General features: G+C 33.8%; 13 protein-coding genes and 3 tRNA genes. 7 read left to right on the top strand and 9 right to left on the bottom strand.

Annotated features, from left to right (window positions below; translation table 11 throughout):
• The first annotated feature begins 288 nt into the window (after positions 1-288).
• Positions 289-1338, top strand: coding sequence for an outer membrane beta-barrel protein (locus tag DNC80_RS07640; protein WP_182650553.1), 1050 nt, complete (start codon positions 289-291; stop codon positions 1336-1338).
• 82 nt (positions 1339-1420) lie between these two features.
• On the opposite strand, the gene DNC80_RS07635 is transcribed toward DNC80_RS07640, so the two are convergent.
• The 5 genes from DNC80_RS07635 to DNC80_RS07615 all read right to left on the bottom strand — a co-directional run bounded on the left by DNC80_RS07635 (position 1421) and on the right by DNC80_RS07615 (position 7091).
• Entirely contained in the window at positions 1421-2323 is a 903-nt protein-coding gene (locus tag DNC80_RS07635; protein ID WP_182650551.1) for an N-acetylmuramoyl-L-alanine amidase, read from the bottom strand.
• Between the two features lie 22 nt (positions 2324-2345).
• Positions 2346-2786, bottom strand: coding sequence for a hypothetical protein (locus tag DNC80_RS07630; RefSeq protein WP_255493194.1), 441 nt, complete (start codon positions 2784-2786; stop codon positions 2346-2348).
• A gap of 65 nt (positions 2787-2851) precedes the next feature.
• Complete coding sequence (gene rimO, locus DNC80_RS07625) at positions 2852-4165, bottom strand: 30S ribosomal protein S12 methylthiotransferase RimO (RefSeq protein WP_182650547.1); 1314 nt, start codon at positions 4163-4165, stop codon at positions 2852-2854.
• Positions 4166-4438: 273 nt separating this feature from the next.
• A complete protein-coding gene (locus DNC80_RS07620) occupies positions 4439-6013 on the bottom strand; it encodes an OmpP1/FadL family transporter (protein WP_182650546.1) in 1575 nt (524 codons plus the stop codon).
• Between the two features lie 40 nt (positions 6014-6053).
• Positions 6054-7091, bottom strand: coding sequence for a hypothetical protein (locus DNC80_RS07615; protein WP_182650544.1), 1038 nt, complete (start codon positions 7089-7091; stop codon positions 6054-6056).
• Between the two features lie 100 nt (positions 7092-7191).
• Between DNC80_RS07615 and proS the strand changes: the two genes are divergently transcribed.
• The 5 genes from proS (at position 7192) to rpsT (ending at position 9329) form a co-directional block, all read left to right on the top strand.
• Positions 7192-8670, top strand: a complete 1479-nt coding sequence (gene proS / locus DNC80_RS07610; RefSeq protein WP_182650542.1) for a proline--tRNA ligase — start codon at positions 7192-7194, stop codon at positions 8668-8670.
• Between the two features lie 78 nt (positions 8671-8748).
• Positions 8749-8820 (top strand) — tRNA-Glu (locus tag DNC80_RS07605).
• Positions 8821-8859: 39 nt separating this feature from the next.
• Positions 8860-8931 (top strand) — tRNA-Glu (locus DNC80_RS07600).
• 40 nt (positions 8932-8971) lie between these two features.
• Positions 8972-9043 (top strand) — tRNA-Glu (locus tag DNC80_RS07595).
• A 34-nt stretch (positions 9044-9077) separates the two neighbouring features.
• Entirely contained in the window at positions 9078-9329 is a 252-nt protein-coding gene (rpsT, locus tag DNC80_RS07590; protein ID WP_086453799.1) for a 30S ribosomal protein S20, read from the top strand.
• Between the two features lie 55 nt (positions 9330-9384).
• On the opposite strand, the gene DNC80_RS07585 is transcribed toward rpsT, so the two are convergent.
• Positions 9385-9780 (bottom strand): response regulator, encoded by a 396-nt coding sequence (locus tag DNC80_RS07585; protein ID WP_182650540.1) that lies wholly within the window; start codon positions 9778-9780, stop codon positions 9385-9387.
• Positions 9780-11492 carry a PAS domain-containing protein gene (locus tag DNC80_RS07580; protein ID WP_182650538.1) on the bottom strand — a complete coding sequence of 571 codons (1713 nt, stop codon included), beginning with the start codon at positions 11490-11492 and terminating at the stop codon, positions 9780-9782. The genes DNC80_RS07585 and DNC80_RS07580 overlap by 1 nt, the downstream gene beginning before the upstream one ends.
• Before the next feature lie 151 nt (positions 11493-11643).
• Here DNC80_RS07580 and typA point away from each other — a divergent pair, with 151 nt between their 5' ends.
• Complete coding sequence (gene typA, locus DNC80_RS07575; RefSeq protein ID WP_144892772.1) at positions 11644-13440, top strand: translational GTPase TypA; 1797 nt, start codon at positions 11644-11646, stop codon at positions 13438-13440.
• Between the two features lie 464 nt (positions 13441-13904).
• Here typA and DNC80_RS07570 read toward each other — a convergent pair whose 3' ends face one another.
• On the bottom strand, positions 13905-14261 hold the full coding sequence (locus DNC80_RS07570) for a hypothetical protein (RefSeq protein WP_182650536.1): 357 nt from the start codon (positions 14259-14261) through the stop codon (positions 13905-13907).
• Positions 14262-14366: 105 nt separating this feature from the next.
• The gene (locus DNC80_RS07565) at positions 14367-19400 is read right to left on the bottom strand and encodes a T9SS type B sorting domain-containing protein (RefSeq protein WP_182650534.1); all 5034 of its coding nucleotides are present in this window, start codon (positions 19398-19400) and stop codon (positions 14367-14369) included.
• Positions 19401-19574 lie beyond the last annotated feature (174 nt).

Here is a 19574-nt window from a genome sequence, read left to right as displayed (position 1 = left end):
GTATTGGTAGTTTTTTAATTATTATAAAAATAAAATAATCTATTTTAAATACCAATTAACTATTTAAACAGTTTGATATTTCGATATTCATAATTCTTTCATTTTCAGTTGATAAATGTTCTAATTTATGTTTTGAGTTTGATAAAAGTTAATAAATTCGTCCATGTAAAAGAGATTATTACTGTAGAATTAACAACATATCTACTATTAAAAAACGTCTTCATTTTAATTTATGTGTGGCCTATTAATGATAAGTTACATTCGAATATTAACTAAAACCAACCCAACATGAAAAAACAATTTGCAACAATTGCTCTATTAGTTTCAATGAGTACTGTTCTTGCTCAAGAGACACCTACAGTTCCTGCTACTACGTTTGCTGGATCAGCCGACGCTTATTTTAAGTATGATTTCTCTGGTGTTGATAATAGTCTTACTAGTTTTACTAATTCTCATAACTCCTTTGAACTTGGAATGGCTTCTATTGAAGCGAGTCATAAGATGGGAAAAGCTTCTGTTTTTGTCGATTTAGGTTTTGGGAATAGAGCTTCGCAGTTTTCATACAATGATGAGGCAACTTCATTTATGATCAAGCAATTAAATTTTACCTATGAATTCACAGATAAATTTAAAGTAATTGCAGGTAGTTTTGGAACACATATTGGATATGAGTTGTTAGATGCTGTTGATAATAAAAACTACAGTATGTCGTATGCCTTTACATACGGTCCTTTTTTTAACACTGGAATAAAAGCGCAATATACAACTGGAAAATTAAGTTTCATGGCAGGAATCACAAATCCAACAGATTTTAAGACTGCTTTAGAGGCTGGTTCTTCTCAAAAAACCTTTATTGGACAGTTTGGTTATTTAGGAGATACAGGAAGTTTTTATTTGAATGCTACTTCGGGAAGTAGTAATCCGTCTTCTGATGAAAACAAAACACAATTTGATGTTGTGGCTACTAAAAAATTAAGTGGCACTTTTTCTTTGGGTTTTAATGGAACTTATGCTATAACTAATAATGATATTGATTCTAATTTAGATGGTAAATGGTTTTCTCTTTTGGGGTATGCCTCTATTGTCCTCAAAGAAAATTTGACTTTAGCTTACAGAGTCGAATATCTTGATGCTAAGGATGCAACGCCTGGTCTAGGTTCTCTTGCTGGCACTAGTGTTTTAGGAAATACATTGTCGTTAAATTTTAAATCGGGTAATTTAACGGTTATTCCAGAAATTCGTTTTGATAAAGCTTCCGAAGATATTTTTACAAATAGTGATGCAGCACCAAAGGGAATGACAGCATTTGCACTACTTGCTACTACGTATTCCTTTTAATTTTTTTTTTTTTTTTTTTCTGCCAATATCGTAAAGGTATTGGCAGTTTTTTTATTGAACGCAAGAATCAATACTTTGTTTCTTATTGCTTTTTGTAAATGGAATAGATAGTATTCTTGGTCACTTCATCTAGAATGCTGTTTACTTGATTTTGCATAAAATGCAATTTAAATGCGGTAATAGCTGCTGCTAAATTTTTAGTATCATAACCTATAATTCTCAGTCCTTGCTCAGCATTGAAATCAGCAGGTGCGGTGACTAAAAATTCGTCAGGCCAAACTCCAAAACCATTTTCGGCTAAAATTTTCCAAGGGAAAAAAATACTAGGATCTTTTTTTCTAGTAGGAGCTATATCTGCGTGACCTATTATATTTTGTACGGGAATGTTATGATCTTTTTTTAATTTGGTTAAGAGGGCAAGTAAGCTATTAATTTGTACTTCAGTAAAAACTTCTGATCCATTGTTATCCAATTCAATTCCGATAGAGCTTGAATTTATATCTGTGTTTTTACCCCATGATCCATTACCGGCATGCCATGCTCTTAAATAATCATTAAGCATTTGTACTACTTTACCATCCTCGCCTATAACATAATGTGAACTAACTTGAGTTTCTGTTTTTGTAAAGGTTCGTATAGTTTGTTGAATAGAATCTTGAGCAGTGTGATGAATAATGATGAAATTAGGTTTTCTTAAGTTAAAATTCACAGTACCTATCCATTCTGTACTTAGGCCATTTTGTAATGGTGTAGGTCCCATTTTAAAAAGGGTATCTTTGTAAGTGTGTAATTGTTTTGTGTAAAGAGTGTCAATATTAAGGGTTACATGAGCAATCACAGGTAAGGTTTGCGGATCTTTATTCGCTATGGTTCCTTCTAGTGTTTTTAGCTTAGAATCGTAAATTTTTTCACTTTTTTTATATGGATTGGTACCACATGAAACAGCTAGTGCAGCTATAAAAAAGCAGTAAAAAAAGTTTTTCATAATTTGGCTCAATTGTTTTATTTTAAGATTGTTCTTTAGACTTTTTCTTCTCTTTTTTCTTAGGATTCTTTGCTTCCTCGTTTAGGAGTATAAATTTTTCTTTCTGCTCTTTATTAAGTAACTCCATGATTTTTTTATCTGTAGTTTCAGAGAGGGCTTTAATATTGTTTACTTTGTCCTCATGACTTACTTCTGCCTTGATAAGCATCCCTTGAGATCTAATACTTTCTGTTAGGATATTTGATATTGCAATTACTTGTAACTCATCAAGACTCAGTTCAGGCTTTAAACGTTCCATGACCTTTCCTACGGTAACTTCTACTGGAATTTCTTTAGGCTTTTCTTGACCTCTGTTTTGATCCATGCTAGTATTCATCCTGCGGTTATTGCCATATCCATTATTACCGTAACCATTGTTGCCATAACCGTTGTTGTTAAACTGAGCATGTGTTATCTTAGGCAAGAGTACAAAAAACATTACAAACAATATTGAAAATTTCATAATAGTGTATTTATAATAAAAATCTTTTAAACAGGTTCACCGTATAAATCAAATTCTGTTGCATCAATAATCTTAATCATGACAAACTCCCCTGTTTTTACATAATGTTTAGAGGCATCTATTAATACTTCATTATCAACATCAGGACTATCAAATTCTGTACGCCCTACAAAGTGTGCACCCTCTTTTCTGTCAATAATACAACGGTATGTTTGTCCAATTTTTTCTTGATTTAAATCCCAAGAAATTTGCGACTGTAATTCCATTATTTCGTTGGCACGATCTTGTTTTACGGTATCTGGCACGTCATCTTCAAGTAAATAGGCGTGTGTGTTTTCCTCATGTGAGTAAGCAAAGCATCCCATTCTGTCAAATTTCATTTCTTGAACAAACTCTTTCAAAATATTAAAATCTTCTTGCGTTTCTCCAGGGTATCCTACAATCAAAGTTGTACGAATTGCTATTCCAGGAACGGCTTCTCTAAAATCTTTTAATAATTTTGTAGTTTTTTGTTGGGTAGTCCCACGACGCATAGATTTTAAAACAGAATCTGCAATGTGTTGCAAAGGGATATCTATGTAATTACAAATTTTTGGTTCGCGTTTCATAATCTCAAGAACATCCATAGGAAAACCTGTAGGGAATGCATAGTGCAAACGGATCCATTCTATGCCCTCAACTTTTACTAAGGCTTCAAGTAATTCTCCAAGTGCTCTTTTTTTGTACAAGTCTAAACCATAATAGGTAAGGTCTTGCGCTATCAATATAAGTTCCTTAACGCCATCTTTAGCTAAACCTTCCGCTTCTTTTACTAATTTTTCTATAGTTTGCGAGACATTTTTTCCTCGCATAAGTGGTATTGCACAAAAACTACAAGGTCTGTCACATCCTTCAGAAATTTTTAAATAAGCATAGTTTTTAGGTGTTGTTGTTAATCGCTCACCCAATAATTCGTGCTTATAATCAGCGCCAAGAGCTTTTAATAGCTGAGGTAGTTCAGTAGTTCCGAAAAACTGATCCACATTAGGGATTTCTTTTTCTAAATCAGGTCTGTAACGTTCAGATAAGCATCCAGTTACAAATACTTTATCTACTAGTCCTCTCTCTTTTTTATCAGCGTATTCCAGAATCATGTTTACTGATTCTGCTTTGGCATTATCAATAAAACCACACGTATTAATGACAATAATATTTCCTTCCTCAGCCTCAGGCGCCTCATGAGTTACCTCTTTTCCATTTGCGCGAAGCTGACCCATAAGGACCTCACTATCATATACATTTTTTGAACACCCAAGGGTGATAACATTTATTTTATTCTTTTTTAAAGACTTCGTTCTCATAGTGGTAGCATCCCGATAATTTGGGAATTTTGCAAAATTACAATTTTTTATTCAAACTGAACTTTTTTCGAAGCCTTTTCAGATTATTAGGAGCTATTTCCTGCTCTTCGCACAAATAAAGTTCGCAGAACTCTTATGAAAATTGGTGCTAGGTGAAGTAATCTCCCGAAAAAAAAACGGGAGGATTTCTCCCGACGCTTCGGGATCATCAGGGTTAAAAAAAATCCGTCTTGTTGGTATAACGAGACGGATTTATATGTTTAATTATTTGATTTACAATTCAAATAATAATGTTAACGACACATTGTTATTGTTATTAGCTATTCTTGCACCATCTGTAAATCCTTGGTTAAAAAAACCTTGTTGGGTATTTCTAGTAGCATTGGCATAAGCCAAATCTAGTTTTGTAGATCCAAAATTATAACCTAAACCAGCAGAATAGCCAGTTAAATCACCCATGATTTCCGTGTTCTTGTATGGGCTTTGTTCGAATCTGTATCCAGCTCTTAGGCTCAAGGCTTTAATTTTGTATTCACCACCTACACGAATTTCACCTGTGTTATCTAGTGTGTTACTGATTGTATTGTTAAGACCCATAAAATAGGCGTCATTTTTGGGTTTAAATGCAGTTGATCCATAATTTTTCATTGCATAATCAACGCTGATTAAGCCTTTTTTACCAAATACATAAGCTAAGCTAAGGGTAGTTTTGCTCGGTGTTTGCAATTTGTATGGCTCATAAACATTAATTACATCTGGACTTACAACATCAGCTGGTAAAGTTTCGGTACTGTTTCTGCTAATGGCTACTACACTTTGTGATAACTCATCAGTTAATCTATACCAAGTAGAAGATTCGTGTGCTAAACCCAAACGCAATTCGTTAGTAAGCTTTGCGATAGCACCCAACTGAAATGAAAATCCAGTTCCATAGGTGTTCAAATCGTTGTTAAATTGAATTTGATTCACTCTAAAATTATTTGTAGTTGCTGCATCGTTTCTTTCTGAAAAGCGAGACGATCTAACGTAATCTGTAAAATGAGAATTCAAGTTTAAACCAAAATAAAACTTATCTTTATATGAAGTTGCAATATTAAAAGATAATTTACCGTTATATCCTGTATTGAAAACTGCGTTTTGTTGAAAATAATTTGTAGCAGGAACATTAGATGAGTAAGGTGAATTTGCATTATTTTCATCAATGGCATCAATAATAAAAGCTTGATACCCTAAGAAAGCTTGTTGTGCATCATATCCACTTAATCCAGGAAACTGGTTGTTAGGAAGGTTGTTACCTAGAAAAGAATATAAATCACTGATAGATTCACCTGGTTCTCTATTTACAAATTGCTGTGGTACAGGAGCTCCATTGTTTCCTCTATTGGCATAAAACAAAAAATAATCAGCTACAGTATTGTTAGTGTTGGTACCAGAGGAAAACAAGTCATTATTAAAATTGTTTGCGTTTTCATAATTTACAGCAATAGCAATTTTAGACCAATTTGAAGTAGCGTTATTTTCAAAAACAAATACTGCTCCAGCTTGATTTAAATCGATGGAATTATTTTTGGTGCTGTTTGTACTTCCAAAATAATTTGAATTGTTTTTGTTGCTAAAGTTTGTTAAGGTAAGACCCATTTGATTGTTAGCAAATATAGCAGAACCTGCCGGATTTACATTTATTGAAGATAAGTCACCACCCAATGCCCCAAATGCACCACTCATAGCTCTAAATCTTGCAGTTCCGTTTAAATTGTCCTGTGAATAGCGCACTGCATCAGATACTTCTTGTGCTTGCAATGCATTTACAGTGAGTCCAATAGCCAATAGCCAAATATATTTTTTCATACGATTTTAAATAATGTTTGTAGTTCAAAATTAGTGATAATTATCCTCTTCCGCCTCTTCCACCACCGCCAGATGATCTTCCGCCACCACCACCGCCGTAGCTTCCACTGCTTCTAGAAGAACCAGAATTAGAGCTTGGAGTGTATGATCTTGAGTTAGATTCGCTTCTTGATGGGGTATAAGTACGAGATGGAGTACTACTTTCTGTACGAGTTGAACCAGATCCTCTTCGGTTTGAATTGTAGGTTGCACTTTCTTGTGTTTGATTTCTAGAAAAAACAGGACTAGTTCTACTCATTCTACTAGCTGAACCTCTTCCGTAATTTGTGCTGTTAGAATTATAGTAATTAGTATCAGTTCTTCTGGAGCTTACAGTATTGCCACTTCTAGTATAGCTTGACGTTCCTCTGTTTGAGTTTGAGGTATTAGTATAACTAGATCCTCTTCTGCTTGAATTGTAACTGTAATTTCTAGGGTTATAATGTTGTACATATCCCCAATTGTTTCCATACCAATTGTTCCAACCATAACCGATGTTTCCGCCCCATCCATAGCCGGTATTCCAACCCCAACCTGGATAGCCACCCCAACCGATGCCAGTATTCCATCCCCAACTAGGATAACCACCCCATCCAAAACCTGTGTTCCAACCCATGTTATTCCAGCCCCAACCCGGGTAGCCACCCCAGCCTAAGCCAGTGTTCCATCCCCAATTGTTTCTACCCCAACTGTTATCATAAACATTTATGCTTACACTTTGCGGATTGCTTCCCCATCCAGCGTAGTCAGTGTAGTTTTGAATGGAGTCATTATCTATATTGTAATTATCAATATCTGTTAAGATTTCAACTGGTTCATTGTTATTTTGTAAGGAATTAAAATAACTAGCATAAGGACTTGCATTGGTCTCAGCCGGTTGGGAGTTTCTAGGTGTACGGTTAGTAGTTCCGCCATAAATACCATCAGAATCGTAATAAGAGCTATTTTGATAGGTGCCACATGAACTAAAAAGAATGCTTATGAATCCAAATAAGTAAAGCATTATTGGTTTCTTGGTGGGTAAGGTATAAGTTTTCATATATATGGAGTTTTTATTGTTGCACATTACAAAAATAGTTAGTTTTGCGGAACTATTTATCAAAATTTATTAATACAATATTTGTGCCAAACTATTCAGTATGAGTAAGAACATAACTACAAGATCAGAAGATTATTCAAAATGGTATAATGAATTGGTTGTCAAGGCCGATCTAGCCGAAAATTCAGGAGTGAGAGGTTGTATGGTTATTAAGCCTTACGGTTATGCAATTTGGGAAAAAATGCAAGCTGAATTGGATAAAATGTTTAAAGAAACAGGACACCAAAATGCTTATTTTCCGCTTTTTGTTCCCAAGAGTATGTTTGAAGCTGAAGAGAAAAATGCTGAAGGTTTTGCTAAAGAGTGCGCCATTGTTACGCATTACAGGTTGAAAAATGATCCAGACAAGCCAGGAAAATTAATGGTTGACCCAAACGCAAAACTAGAAGAGGAGCTTATTGTGCGTCCTACTAGTGAAGCTATTATTTGGTCTACCTATAAAGGATGGGTACAATCATATAGAGACTTACCATTATTGATTAATCAGTGGGCTAATGTGGTGCGATGGGAAATGAGAACACGTTTGTTTTTACGTACGGCTGAGTTTTTATGGCAAGAAGGGCATACTGCTCATGCTACAAGAGCCGAGGCGGTTGAAGAATCTGAAAAAATGATGAACGTGTATGCTGATTTTGCAGAACGATTCATGGCTATACCGGTTATTAAAGGCTTGAAAACAGAAACGGAGCGTTTTGCTGGTGCCGAAGAAACATATTGTATAGAAGCCCTAATGCAAGATGGTAAAGCTTTACAAGCAGGGACATCTCACTTTTTAGGTCAAAACTTTGCAAAAGCTTTTGATGTGAAATTTGCAAATGCAGAGGGTAAGCAAGAATACGTTTGGGGAACTTCTTGGGGAGTATCAACACGATTAATGGGTGCGCTTGTAATGACACATTCTGATGATCAAGGTTTGGTTTTACCTCCTAGCTTAGCGCCAATACAAGTTGTTATTGTACCTATATATAAATCAGACGAACAGTTAGCAGCAATATCTGCAGAGGTAAATGTACTTATTGCAAGTTTGCGTAAATTGAACGTTTCTGTAAAATTTGATGATAGAACGACTCAAAAACCAGGATTTAAGTTTGCAGAATGGGAACTGAAAGGAGTTCCTGTTCGAATTGCAGTTGGACCTAAAGATCTAGAAAACGGTACTTTTGAAATAGCCCGTAGAGATACTTTGTCAAAAGAAATTGTGACAAAAGACGGTATTGAAAACTATATTACTTCATTACTGGAGCAAATACAAAATGATTTATTTGCAAAAGCACTAGAGTATAGAGATACACACGTTACCGAGGTAAATAGTTTTGAGGAGTTTAAAGAAGTTTTAGAAAACAAAGGAGGTTTTGTCTCAGCACACTGGGATGGTACAGCAGAAACTGAGGAAAAAATTAAAGACCTTACAAAAGCTACCATAAGATGTATACCTTTGAATAGAGTAGAAGAGGCCGGTAATTGCGTATTTACAGGTTCTCCATCAGCGGGGCGTGTGCTGTTTGCAAAGGCCTATTAAAAAAAGTAAAAAAAAAATGTACAAGCTATTGCTCGTTTCGAAAATAGTTGTATTTTTGCATCCGCATTAGAGAAGCAAGGCCCGTTCGTCTATCGGTTAGGACGCATGGTTTTCATCCATGTAAGAGCGGTTCGATTCCGCTACGGGCTACTACTTTTTTTGCGTTTCCTAAAGTAATAAGGGAAAAATGGCCCGTTCGTCTATCGGTTAGGACGCATGGTTTTCATCCATGTAAGAGCGGTTCGATTCCGCTACGGGCTACAATTCAATTCACATATTGAAAAAAAACTTAGGAGAATATGGTCCGTTCGTCTAGGGGTTAGGACGCCAAGATTTCGTCTTGGTAACAGGGGTTCGATTCCCTTACGGACTACAAACAAATTAGTAAAAGATAAAAAAGCAATATAATGGCAAATCATAAATCAGCTCTAAAAAGAATTAGAAGTAACGAAAAGAAAAGAGTGTTAAACAGATATCAACACAAAACTACTCGTAATGCTATCAAAGCGTTAAGATTAGCTACTGATAAATCTGAAGCATCTGCAAAATTATCTAATGTTATCTCAATGATTGATAAATTGGCTAAAAAGAATATCATACACAACAATAAAGCTTCAAACTTAAAGTCAAAATTGACTAAACTTGTTGCTAAATTGTAATATTTAAAAATAAATATTTTAAAAAAGAGTTCTCGATTTATCGGGAACTCTTTTTTTATACAACTATTTCTTTTAAATGCTCTAACATTGATTTGCTTATTGGTTTTGGTAAAAAAGCTATAACCATAGGGTAGTTTTGAGCTTTTTTTAAATCGTTAGGATCTATTGTAGACGATAAGACTACAATTTTTGTAGTATGAAAATCTTTGTATTTTGGGTTTTTAAATGCCTCTAAAAACTCCCAACCTCCCATTACAGGCATATTTAGGTCTAGAAATATTAAATCTGGTTTTAATGCAGGGGAGTTTAGTAGTGTGTTGAAATAATGAAGTGTTTCTTCTCCATTAGTAGATGTGATAATTTCATTGCAAAACGAAAACCGCTCTACTACTTTTTTGCAAAGCAGGAGTGTTATTGGGTCATCATCTACGCATAAAACTTGATTTAGCATCACTTTGAATTCTTAAAAGTTAATTTTAATGTAGTCCCTTTGTCAATTTCGCTCTCAATTTCTATGGTGCCGCCCATGATTTCTACTTGTGATTTTACTAAATACAATCCTAATCCTTTGCTGTCTGGATATAGGTGGAATCGCTGATACAATCCGAAAATTTTATCTTTATTGCGAATTAAATCGATTCCAATTCCATTATCTTGAATTAGAATTACTGTAGTGTTTTTTACTTTTTGTGAAGTAATTTTTAGTTGTAGTTTTCTTTTTTCGGATTTATATTTTAAGGCATTGGACACTAGGTTTAAAAAAATACTCTCTAAGTATGGTTTGTGTGTGTAAAGTGTATTGGCATTAAAATTTAATTCAATCAAAGGATTCTGATCGGCTATCATTGTTTCCAATTGTTGGAAAATATAGTGAAATATCTCCTCAAGATTTACGTTTTCCTTGATTATAGAAGGCTTGTCTTTTATTGTTATAACTTTTACTAAATCGCTTACAGTATCGTTTAAGAGTTGTGTAGATTGGCTGAATCCGTGTAATATTTCTTGTAATTCAGCATCATGAATTGGAGTTTCTTCTAAAAGTTGTAAAAGACCAGTTAAGTTTGATAACGGTGCTCTTAAATTGTGAGAAGTAATGTATGAAAACTGTTTTAAATCTTTATTATTTTGAGTCAATTCTCTAATGAGTTGCTCTTTTTCTTTTTCTTGTTTTTTTTCTAGTGTAATGTCTCTTAAGATTGAAACCCAGTGAGATAATTCTTTTTCAGAATTAAAAATGGGAACCATTGATAAACGCACCCAATATTCCTTTTTTATTTTGGATAACAATATAGTTTCAATTTGACATTCTTTTTTTTGTTTTATAGCTTTAAATAATTGGTTTAAAGCATCGTCATCAGAATTTAGACTTTTGAATAAATCAGGTGATTTGCCTATTATTTCATGTGATGTGTAACCAGACATTGCACTAAATGCGGGGTTTATATAAATTATATTTGGGATTTTTGATTGTTCTGATTTAGGTTCAGTAATAATTATGGAATCTTTAGATTGAATGATAACGGTTTCAAGTAACTTTAATCTATTTTCTTCCTCTTTTTGTTTGGTAATGTCTTGAATTGCGCCAATCATTCTAATGGCCTTTCCGTTTTTATCTTTTAATAAAAAAGCTCTGTCTAGCACGTATTTATAGGTGTTGTCAGCACATTTAAAACGGTATTGATCTTGCCATTTTTCTGTTTTTTGTTCGATAAAGGAATACAATCGTACTGACATTTTAATACTATCTTCGGGATGAATTTTGTCAAACCACCAATTAGAGTCAACAGTTACGTTATCTTGTGAATAACCAAAAACACTTTCTATTCCTTTGTTCCAAGAAAAATGATCTTCTTCTAATTTCCAATCCCAAATGGTGTCACTAGTTGCTTTTGCAACAATATCATATTTGTCATTTGATTCTCTTATTGCTTCGTTTATTTTTTTTAATTTATTAAAATTTCGAATATTAATTTCTTCGTTTTTTGATAAAATAATTTTTAGAAGCAAGGTTGTGATGACTACAAAAATAATGTCTTTAGTGAAACTATATATAGATATACTTTGTTCAGTAACAAAATGTTGCGTGACTGTATGGTAGATCACAACAACAAACAGTGTTGCAAGTGAGTAAAGGATGATTACTTTATTAGTTTTGCTTTTCATTACTCAAATATAATTAAATAAAACTTTTAAAATGGGCATGACGAAAAAACTTATTTTTTAAGTTGCTAATCCGTTAAGGATATGTAAACTATTGTATAAATATTTTTTATATCAAAATAAAGTGTACCTTTGCAGCCATTAAAAATCACAGATGGAATCTATTAGAAACATTGCAATTATTGCCCACGTCGATCACGGTAAAACTACATTGGTAGACAAAATTATGTATCACTGTCAACTATTTCGTGACAACGAAAATACAGGTGATTTAATTCTTGATAATAACGACTTAGAGCGTGAAAGAGGTATTACGATTACTTCTAAAAACGTTTCAGTTCAATATAAAGGAACCAAAATCAATATTATTGATACTCCTGGTCACGCCGATTTTGGTGGTGAAGTTGAACGTGTATTGAACATGGCCGATGGTGTATGTTTGCTAGTTGATGCTTTTGAAGGTCCAATGCCTCAAACGCGTTTTGTATTACAAAAAGCGATTGACTTAGGTCTAAAACCTTGTGTAGTTATCAATAAAGTTGACAAGGAAAACTGTACTCCTGAAGAAGTTCATGAAAAAGTTTTTGACTTAATGTTTGAGTTAGGTGCTGAAGAATGGCAGTTGGATTTCCCAACAGTTTATGGTTCTGCAAAAAACAACTGGATGTCTGACCACTGGGAAAATGTAACTGATAATGTTGAAGCATTGTTAGACATGGTTGTTGCAAATGTGCCTGCTCCTAAAGTTTCTGAAGGAACGCCACAAATGTTGATTACATCTTTAGATTTCTCAGCTTTTACAGGTCGTATCGCTATTGGTCGTCTTGAAAGAGGAGTATTGAAAGAAGGTATGCCAATCTCATTAGTTAAAAGAGATGGTACTGTATCTAAATCTCGTATCAAAGAACTTCATACTTTTGAAGGACTTGGTCGTAAAAAAGTGGAACAAGTTATTGCTGGAGATATTTGCGCCATTATTGGTGTTGAAGGTTTTGAAATTGGTGATACTATTGCTGATTTTGAAAACCCAGAAGGTTTAAAAACGATTGATATCGATGAGCCAACAATGAGTATGTTGTTTACAATTAATGACTCTCCTTTCTTTGGTAAAGAGGGTAAATTTGTAACTTCTAGACACATTAGAGAGCGTTTGACAAAAGAATTAGAGAAAAACTTAGCTATGAAGTTAGGTGAAACTGATTCTGCTGATAAATTCATGGTTTTTGGTCGTGGAGTACTTCACTTATCTGTTCTTATTGAAACAATGAGAAGAGAAGGGTATGAATTACAAATTGGTCAACCACAAGTTATTATCAAAGAAATTGATGGTAAAAAATGTGAGCCAATTGAGGAATTGACTATTGATTTACCAGAAAATCTTTCAGGTAGAGCGGTTGAGTTCGTAACTATGCGTAAAGGTGAAATGCTAAGCATGGAAACTAAAGGGGAGCGTATGATTGTTAAATTTAATATTCCATCTCGTGGTATTATTGGATTGCGTAATCAATTGCTTACTGCTACTGCAGGTGAAGCTATTATGGCACACCGTTTTATTGGATATGAGCCTTACAAAGGTGAAATTGCTGGACGTAACAAAGGTTCATTAATTTCTATGGAAAAAGGTAAAGCTATTCCTTATTCTATCGATAAATTACAAGATCGTGGTAAGTTTTTCGTTGAACCTAATGCTGAAATTTACGAAGGTCAGGTTATTGGAGAAAACTCTCGTGGAGATGATATGTGTGTAAACGTAACAAAAGAGAAAAAACAATCTAACGTTCGTTCATCTGGAAATGATGAAAAAGCAAGAATTATTCCTCCAATTATTTTCTCATTAGAGGAAGCTTTAGAATACATTCAAAAAGATGAATATGTTGAGGTTACACCAAAATCTATTCGTTTAAGAAAAATATATTTGACAGAAACAGATAGAAAAAGATTTAAAATCTAATTCATTTGAGTTTTAATTAAAACCATCAGCGTAAGTTGATGGTTTTTTTTTTGAACCTAATCCTGCTGTACACTATATCTTTTATACCACCCCAAAAAGGGGGTGTTATAAAAGGATGCCGTTCCCATCAGGGGTATAAGAGAATCTACTTTTATGAAGATCAGCACTGAGAAGAAACTTAAATTATCTTTGAAATTATTATTCCTTTTTATTTTGCCACTCGGTTTGTTTTGAATTTTTATGGAGTATGCTTTCATTTTCATGGAATCCCATTGCAAATCATAGCATTATTGCAGTAAGTATTACAATTATTCTCTTTTTTATTCCAGTAATTATTCTTTTACAAGTAGTTAGGCTATTTGTATTTTTAAGTTTACGCATTTTTATTTCGTTAAATTAAACACCTTTTTATTTTCTTAAATCATATAAAAGATTTAAAAATGAATTTCAAACTATGTTTGGAATTAAAGTGTATAACTAGTGAATTCAAATAATGCTTTCAGATATAGTTTTTGATACAGAACAGGTTTCAATATTTGAAATAATTCGCTGTGTAATTTAAATTTGGTATTATATATAACATCAGCTGGATTAAGATACTTGGGATTAATATCAAAGCTAATTTTGAAGCTTGATTTTACATCATGAATTGTTTCAAAAAGAAATTTTGTTCCTTTTAGATTTTCTGCTTTAGTACTTTTAGTGAGATTAAAGTCTTGATAATAGGAAGTAGAGCTAATTTCAGAATTAGGGAAACACTCACACGTTATTGATCCTAAAATCAATATAAACATTGCGAGATATTTGATATAATTCTTCATTGATAAATTTTTTTGTAACACCTTTTAAAGTAATAGACCGTCTTTATATAAACAGTTCTATTACTTCAAATAGTGAATAACTTGTAGTTTAAAGCGTTTTAAGCATTATCTTTTTAGACTGAAATGACCTTTCATTTCTCGTCCATCATCAAGTTTTACAGTAAACCAGTAGTCATCTGCTGGCATGGGTTGACCTGTAAACGTTCCGTCCCATCCTTGGCTTGATGCCGTTATTTGTTTTATTAATTTCCCAAATCTATTAAAAATATATATAATTGAATTTCTATTAAAGACATTATTTACTCCTTTTATATTCCAGTAATCATTAATGTTATCTCCATTTGGTGTGAAAAACTTAGGAGCTCCGGTTACTGCAATTGTTTTGCTTACGGTACCGCAACCATTTTTATCATTAATATACACTTCATGAATTCCTGAAGGAACATTATCAAAAAAGTTAGAATCTTGAAAAGGACCGTTAGGTAAGTCTAAACTGTATTCATAATCACCCTTTCCATTAGCATCAACCGTTACCGTATTATTGTCGGCTAGATCTACTATATCGACGCTTGCTATCGTAGCAATATCTGAAGCGGTTACTTTTATAGTTCTTGTTCTTTCGCATCCTAATAATGTTGCCACTTCTACACTATAGTCACCTTCTGTATTTACGTCAAGAGTTGGACCAGTTTCGTTAGTAATGATATTGGAATCTTTGTACCAAGTATAGGTATAATCAGCAGTATTAGTTCCATTGGGTAAACCAGCATTTAGTTGAACAAAGAATGTTGGTAAATTCGAACATACTAATTCGTTATCTGTTCCATTAGTGTTTAATTGAATTGGAGGCAATGGATTAACTATAAACGGAATCGTTAAGATTGCTTTACAAGTTGGATTTATTGTATTTTCAACTTCAACTGTTATGTTTTGAGTAAGCGTTACAAATGGATTTGGAAGCGGACTTGTTAAAGGATTTCCATCTTTATCAAAATAATTTACCTTCATGCCTGTTTGACCACCTAAAATACTATTTTGAAAGGTAGTAGTGTCAAATGAATATTGCCCGTCTTGTGAAAGAGGATCAACTTCGTCATCACATACTGTAGTCAAATTTACAGGAATAGAGAAGGCTTCTGGTAAATCATCAACAATGAATGCAATGCTAACTTCTTCACTACAAGCCAGTGTTGAATTATTTGTAACTATAGCTCTTATAGATTGAGATGACGTCGTAAATATTGATGGAAATGGACTTGGTAATGGGTTATTGTTTTTGTCAAAATAAGTAACTGTAACATTATTTTGACCTTGCAATAAATCAGATTCAAGGGTGGAAGTGTTAAAGCTAAATATGCCATCTTGGTCGTCGTCACAAGCTCTAATAATGTTATTTGTTCCAACAACATTTATAATCGGAAGTGCTTCTACAACTAAGTTAAAAGTTGTAAAGCCATAACAATCATTGGCAACGGTGCTATCAACTCGGGCCCAAATAGTTTGAATATTTGGATAACCACTATTTCTATAATTTGAAATTGTAGCTACAGGAATTTCTAATGAATTGCCGTTTGCATCTGTTTCTGCAAGAAAATCAGTTTCGTTTTTATAGTATTTTATAGTGTAATTTCCTCCAGTTGGAAGAACATTTGCAATTTCTGCTGTAGCGGAACTAAAGTTGAACGTTGCAATTCCATCTTTATCATCGTTAGCAACATCAACGTAATCATCACATTGTACAAAATCATCAATTTGAAACGAACTCGGAATTTGTGTTACCGAAACTACTAAAGTCATTGTGCAAACTCTATAACAACCATTTGCATTTTCTACTCTTGCATAAACTGTTTTGTTTGTTGTAGTATAAGCAATTGGATTAGCAATTAAGAAGGTATTATTTTCAGATGTTGCTGCTATTGCATTTGTGTAATAAGTAAAAACTTCGTTTACAGCATTAGTAGAAATTTGATTGTTTTTCTGCGTTAAGTTAAAGGTAGAACTTCCATCTGTATCGTCATCACATTGTACCAATGTAATTGAATTTGTAATTACTGGTAGAGCATTTATAGATAAATTTGCAGTAGCAGAATACAAACCGCACGAGTTTCCATTTCTGTTTAAAAACACTCTGTATTTATAATTATTCATACTGTTTGTAACATTGTTAACAGTAAGCGTAGCAGTATTTACACCAGAGTAATTGGTGTTATTTGTAAGTGTTGTCCAATTTGTACCATCTATAGTTTGTTCCCATTGATAAGTAGATATTGCAACAGCATCAATAGTAAAAGAAGCATTTTCTAACTGGCAAACTGCAGTATTTGAAGGTTGTTTTGTTATAACAATTGGCGCTCCAATTGTATAATTGACATTTGGAGTGGTGTATCCTGTACCTGATGTAACAACACCTTTGTCATTTACTGTCACGGGACTGTTTCCTAATAATCCATCTGCGTCTCCATCTAGAAATCCAGCCTCGATTACGTCTTTGCAACCATCATCATCACTGTCTAATTCAAAATAGTTAAAGTTGCCATCTGCATCCGTATCTGCAATAGTGTATTTCAATTTCCCACTATCTGGAGCGGTTTCTAAACTATCTAACAAACCATTTATACCTACAATTCCGTCTACTTTTCCATCTTTATTGGCGTCGGTAGTATTGTGTCCAGCTTCAACAAGGTCATAAATACCATCATTATCACTATCTAAATCGAGTATATCTTTTACTAGATAACCTGTTCCATTTATATCTGAGTCAGAATTAATAGCAACTAATCCAGGTTCAAATGCATTATCCAAACCGTCTTTATTGGTGTCTACTCCTGAAAATGATTTAAATCCTTTTCCTTGTGCTTCAATAGTATCTGGAATTCCGTCATTGTCGCTATCAATATCTAATGCATCAGGAATAGTATCTAGATCCGTATCTTGGTCTATAGTTTGACCTATATAAAAAGCCGCTCGGTTGGCTACTAAGTCCGAAAGGTTGTAATGCTTGAAGGTTAAACTATCCACTTTGTAGCCTAGAATTGTGAAACGTGCAGTACCTTGTGTAACTGCTGTTGTACTTTTAAATCGAAAACGAATTTCAAAAGAGGTAAATTCTTTTACACCACTTTCGTAAATACCATCATAATTAGTATCAATTAGAAGATCACCGAATGGATCCATAATTGTTAAGGTTTGATTCGTAGGCGCACTAACCACAAAATCACCATCACCATTAGCAAAATCATTACTTGGAGTGGTTTGAGCGTTGCCATCAGTTATATAGCGAAAATCAATAGTTTCTGGTTTTGTAAATGTGATTTTATAAATAGTAGGATTGTTTTTACCCGCTGGAACATCCGAAACAAAACCATAAACGGGATAGCCTGTTATGGTTCCAGATCCAGTGACTGTCGCGTTAAAGTTACTAGCCGAAAGAGCATTACTATGATTAAAAAAATTAGAGCTACTCTCAACCGTGTTGAGTAATCCATCATTGTCCCAATCAATATCAATGTTGTTATTTGTGCCGTCATTATCGTTGTCTTTGGCACAATCACTTACTGGAATTTTATCCGAAAAGACATCGCTTAAACAGCCAGAAATACTACCTTTAACTTGATAATAACCAGGTGTTGTAGGAGTATAGCTATTGGTCGTAGCCAACGGAATAGCTACATCATCTTTGTACCATTGAAACGTATCATAAGCGGATAGGCTACTAATTTTTAATACGACATTGGGAATACAAGAGGAGGTGCCAACTGCAATTTTATCCGATACAATTTCTGGTTTTATATCAAAACCAGAATAGTAACCGCCATACGTTGCTGCTCCGTTAGTAGCAAAATAGGACACATATACTTGTTTGGTCGATTTAACGGCTATGTTTCCGCTAAGTCCAGAAACAGTGTATTTCACAAACCCAGGATTTCCAATTATTGATTGTGGACTAGCACTAATAGGTGAATTATTAATTAAAACTGTCGCCCCAGTTTCGGTAATAATATTCAATCCACCATCATAGAAAGTGCTTCCAATTTCTTGAATGTTAGGGATGTTATCTACCACATTTGGTGTTGAACAATTCAAAGGCGGAACAAAAAACATATTTTGATTTGCTGGTGAAGCAGTACCACCAATACTTTGATAAGCAAATACTTTTTCAGAAGAGGTGACATATAAACTACCATTGGTAAAATTTGCACCGTCAATTGCAACATATTCTCCTTTGTTTAAGGTAGTAAAAGGAGAAGTATTTCCGTTTAGATATACTTTGGTCTGGTCCGTATGCGCTACTAGTAAAACACGTTCCAATTCGTCGGTTCCTAGTCCTTTGGCAAAAATATATTCAGTTCCTGTACGTTCAATAGGTACAATTTGATCAAATCCTACATCTCGTCCTGTTGGAGTTGAACTATTGCTTCCACAAAATGAACCCGCGTTGATCACCACGGCTTTGTCAGATTCAACTAGTGCACCAATCATTTTGGCACTATTTGACGGTGTTGCGCCTGAGTTAGTATTTTCTAATGCAAGTACATAACTTTCATTTTTGTTCAGTGTCAATGTTATTGGACCGCTGATTACAGTTCCATCGGTCAAAACAGTTCCAATGGGCAGATTTGAAATCGTAACTTTTGTACCATTTTCGGTAGCTAAAATAGACGCAAAATTCAATAAAGTAGTGTCAAAAAGAGGATTCAACATCGCTCCTAAACGGAATGTTTTTCCCAAAGCACTATTACCTTTTGAAACCAATCCACCGGCATGATTATAGGCTCCACTATTTGTTCTAGCAGCATTTACGCGAATATTAGCATACACCAAATCCTCCGCTTCAATCACATAGCCTTTGTTCTTTAAAATCCCAATTGTATTTTTAGGAGTAAATAATTGCGTAAAATCGCCCGTTCCTATAAAATAGCGAAATGGAGTTATATTATTCACTACACCCGTAATTACATTACCGCCATTTTCAATTATTTTAAAAGGAACGTCTTTCGAATTTGGAGTAGAAATATAAATGTAATGATCTTCAACCACATTAGATTGAGCCGTAATAGGTGGTATGTAGTGCGTTTTACTAAATTGTGCAAAACAACTAATTGAAAGTAGAATCGTTAGTAGTAGTAAAGTTTTTTTCATGCGCTAAAAATAGGAAAATTTAAATTATCTTTCTAAAGTAAAATGATCTTTTGATGTTCGGCTTTCAAATAATTGGAGTTAAACTAATAAATTTTGTATAGGGAAAAATCAAACCCGAATGGTTGATTTGCAATTAAAATATAAGTAGCAGATATCTTTAGATCGATATTGTTA

This window comes from Flavobacterium sp. SOK18b (assembly GCF_014156605.1).
Classification (GTDB): domain Bacteria; phylum Bacteroidota; class Bacteroidia; order Flavobacteriales; family Flavobacteriaceae; genus Flavobacterium; species Flavobacterium tiangeerense.
Note: the sequence above shows the minus strand (reverse complement) of the source record. Positions and strands in the feature narration are given on the sequence as shown.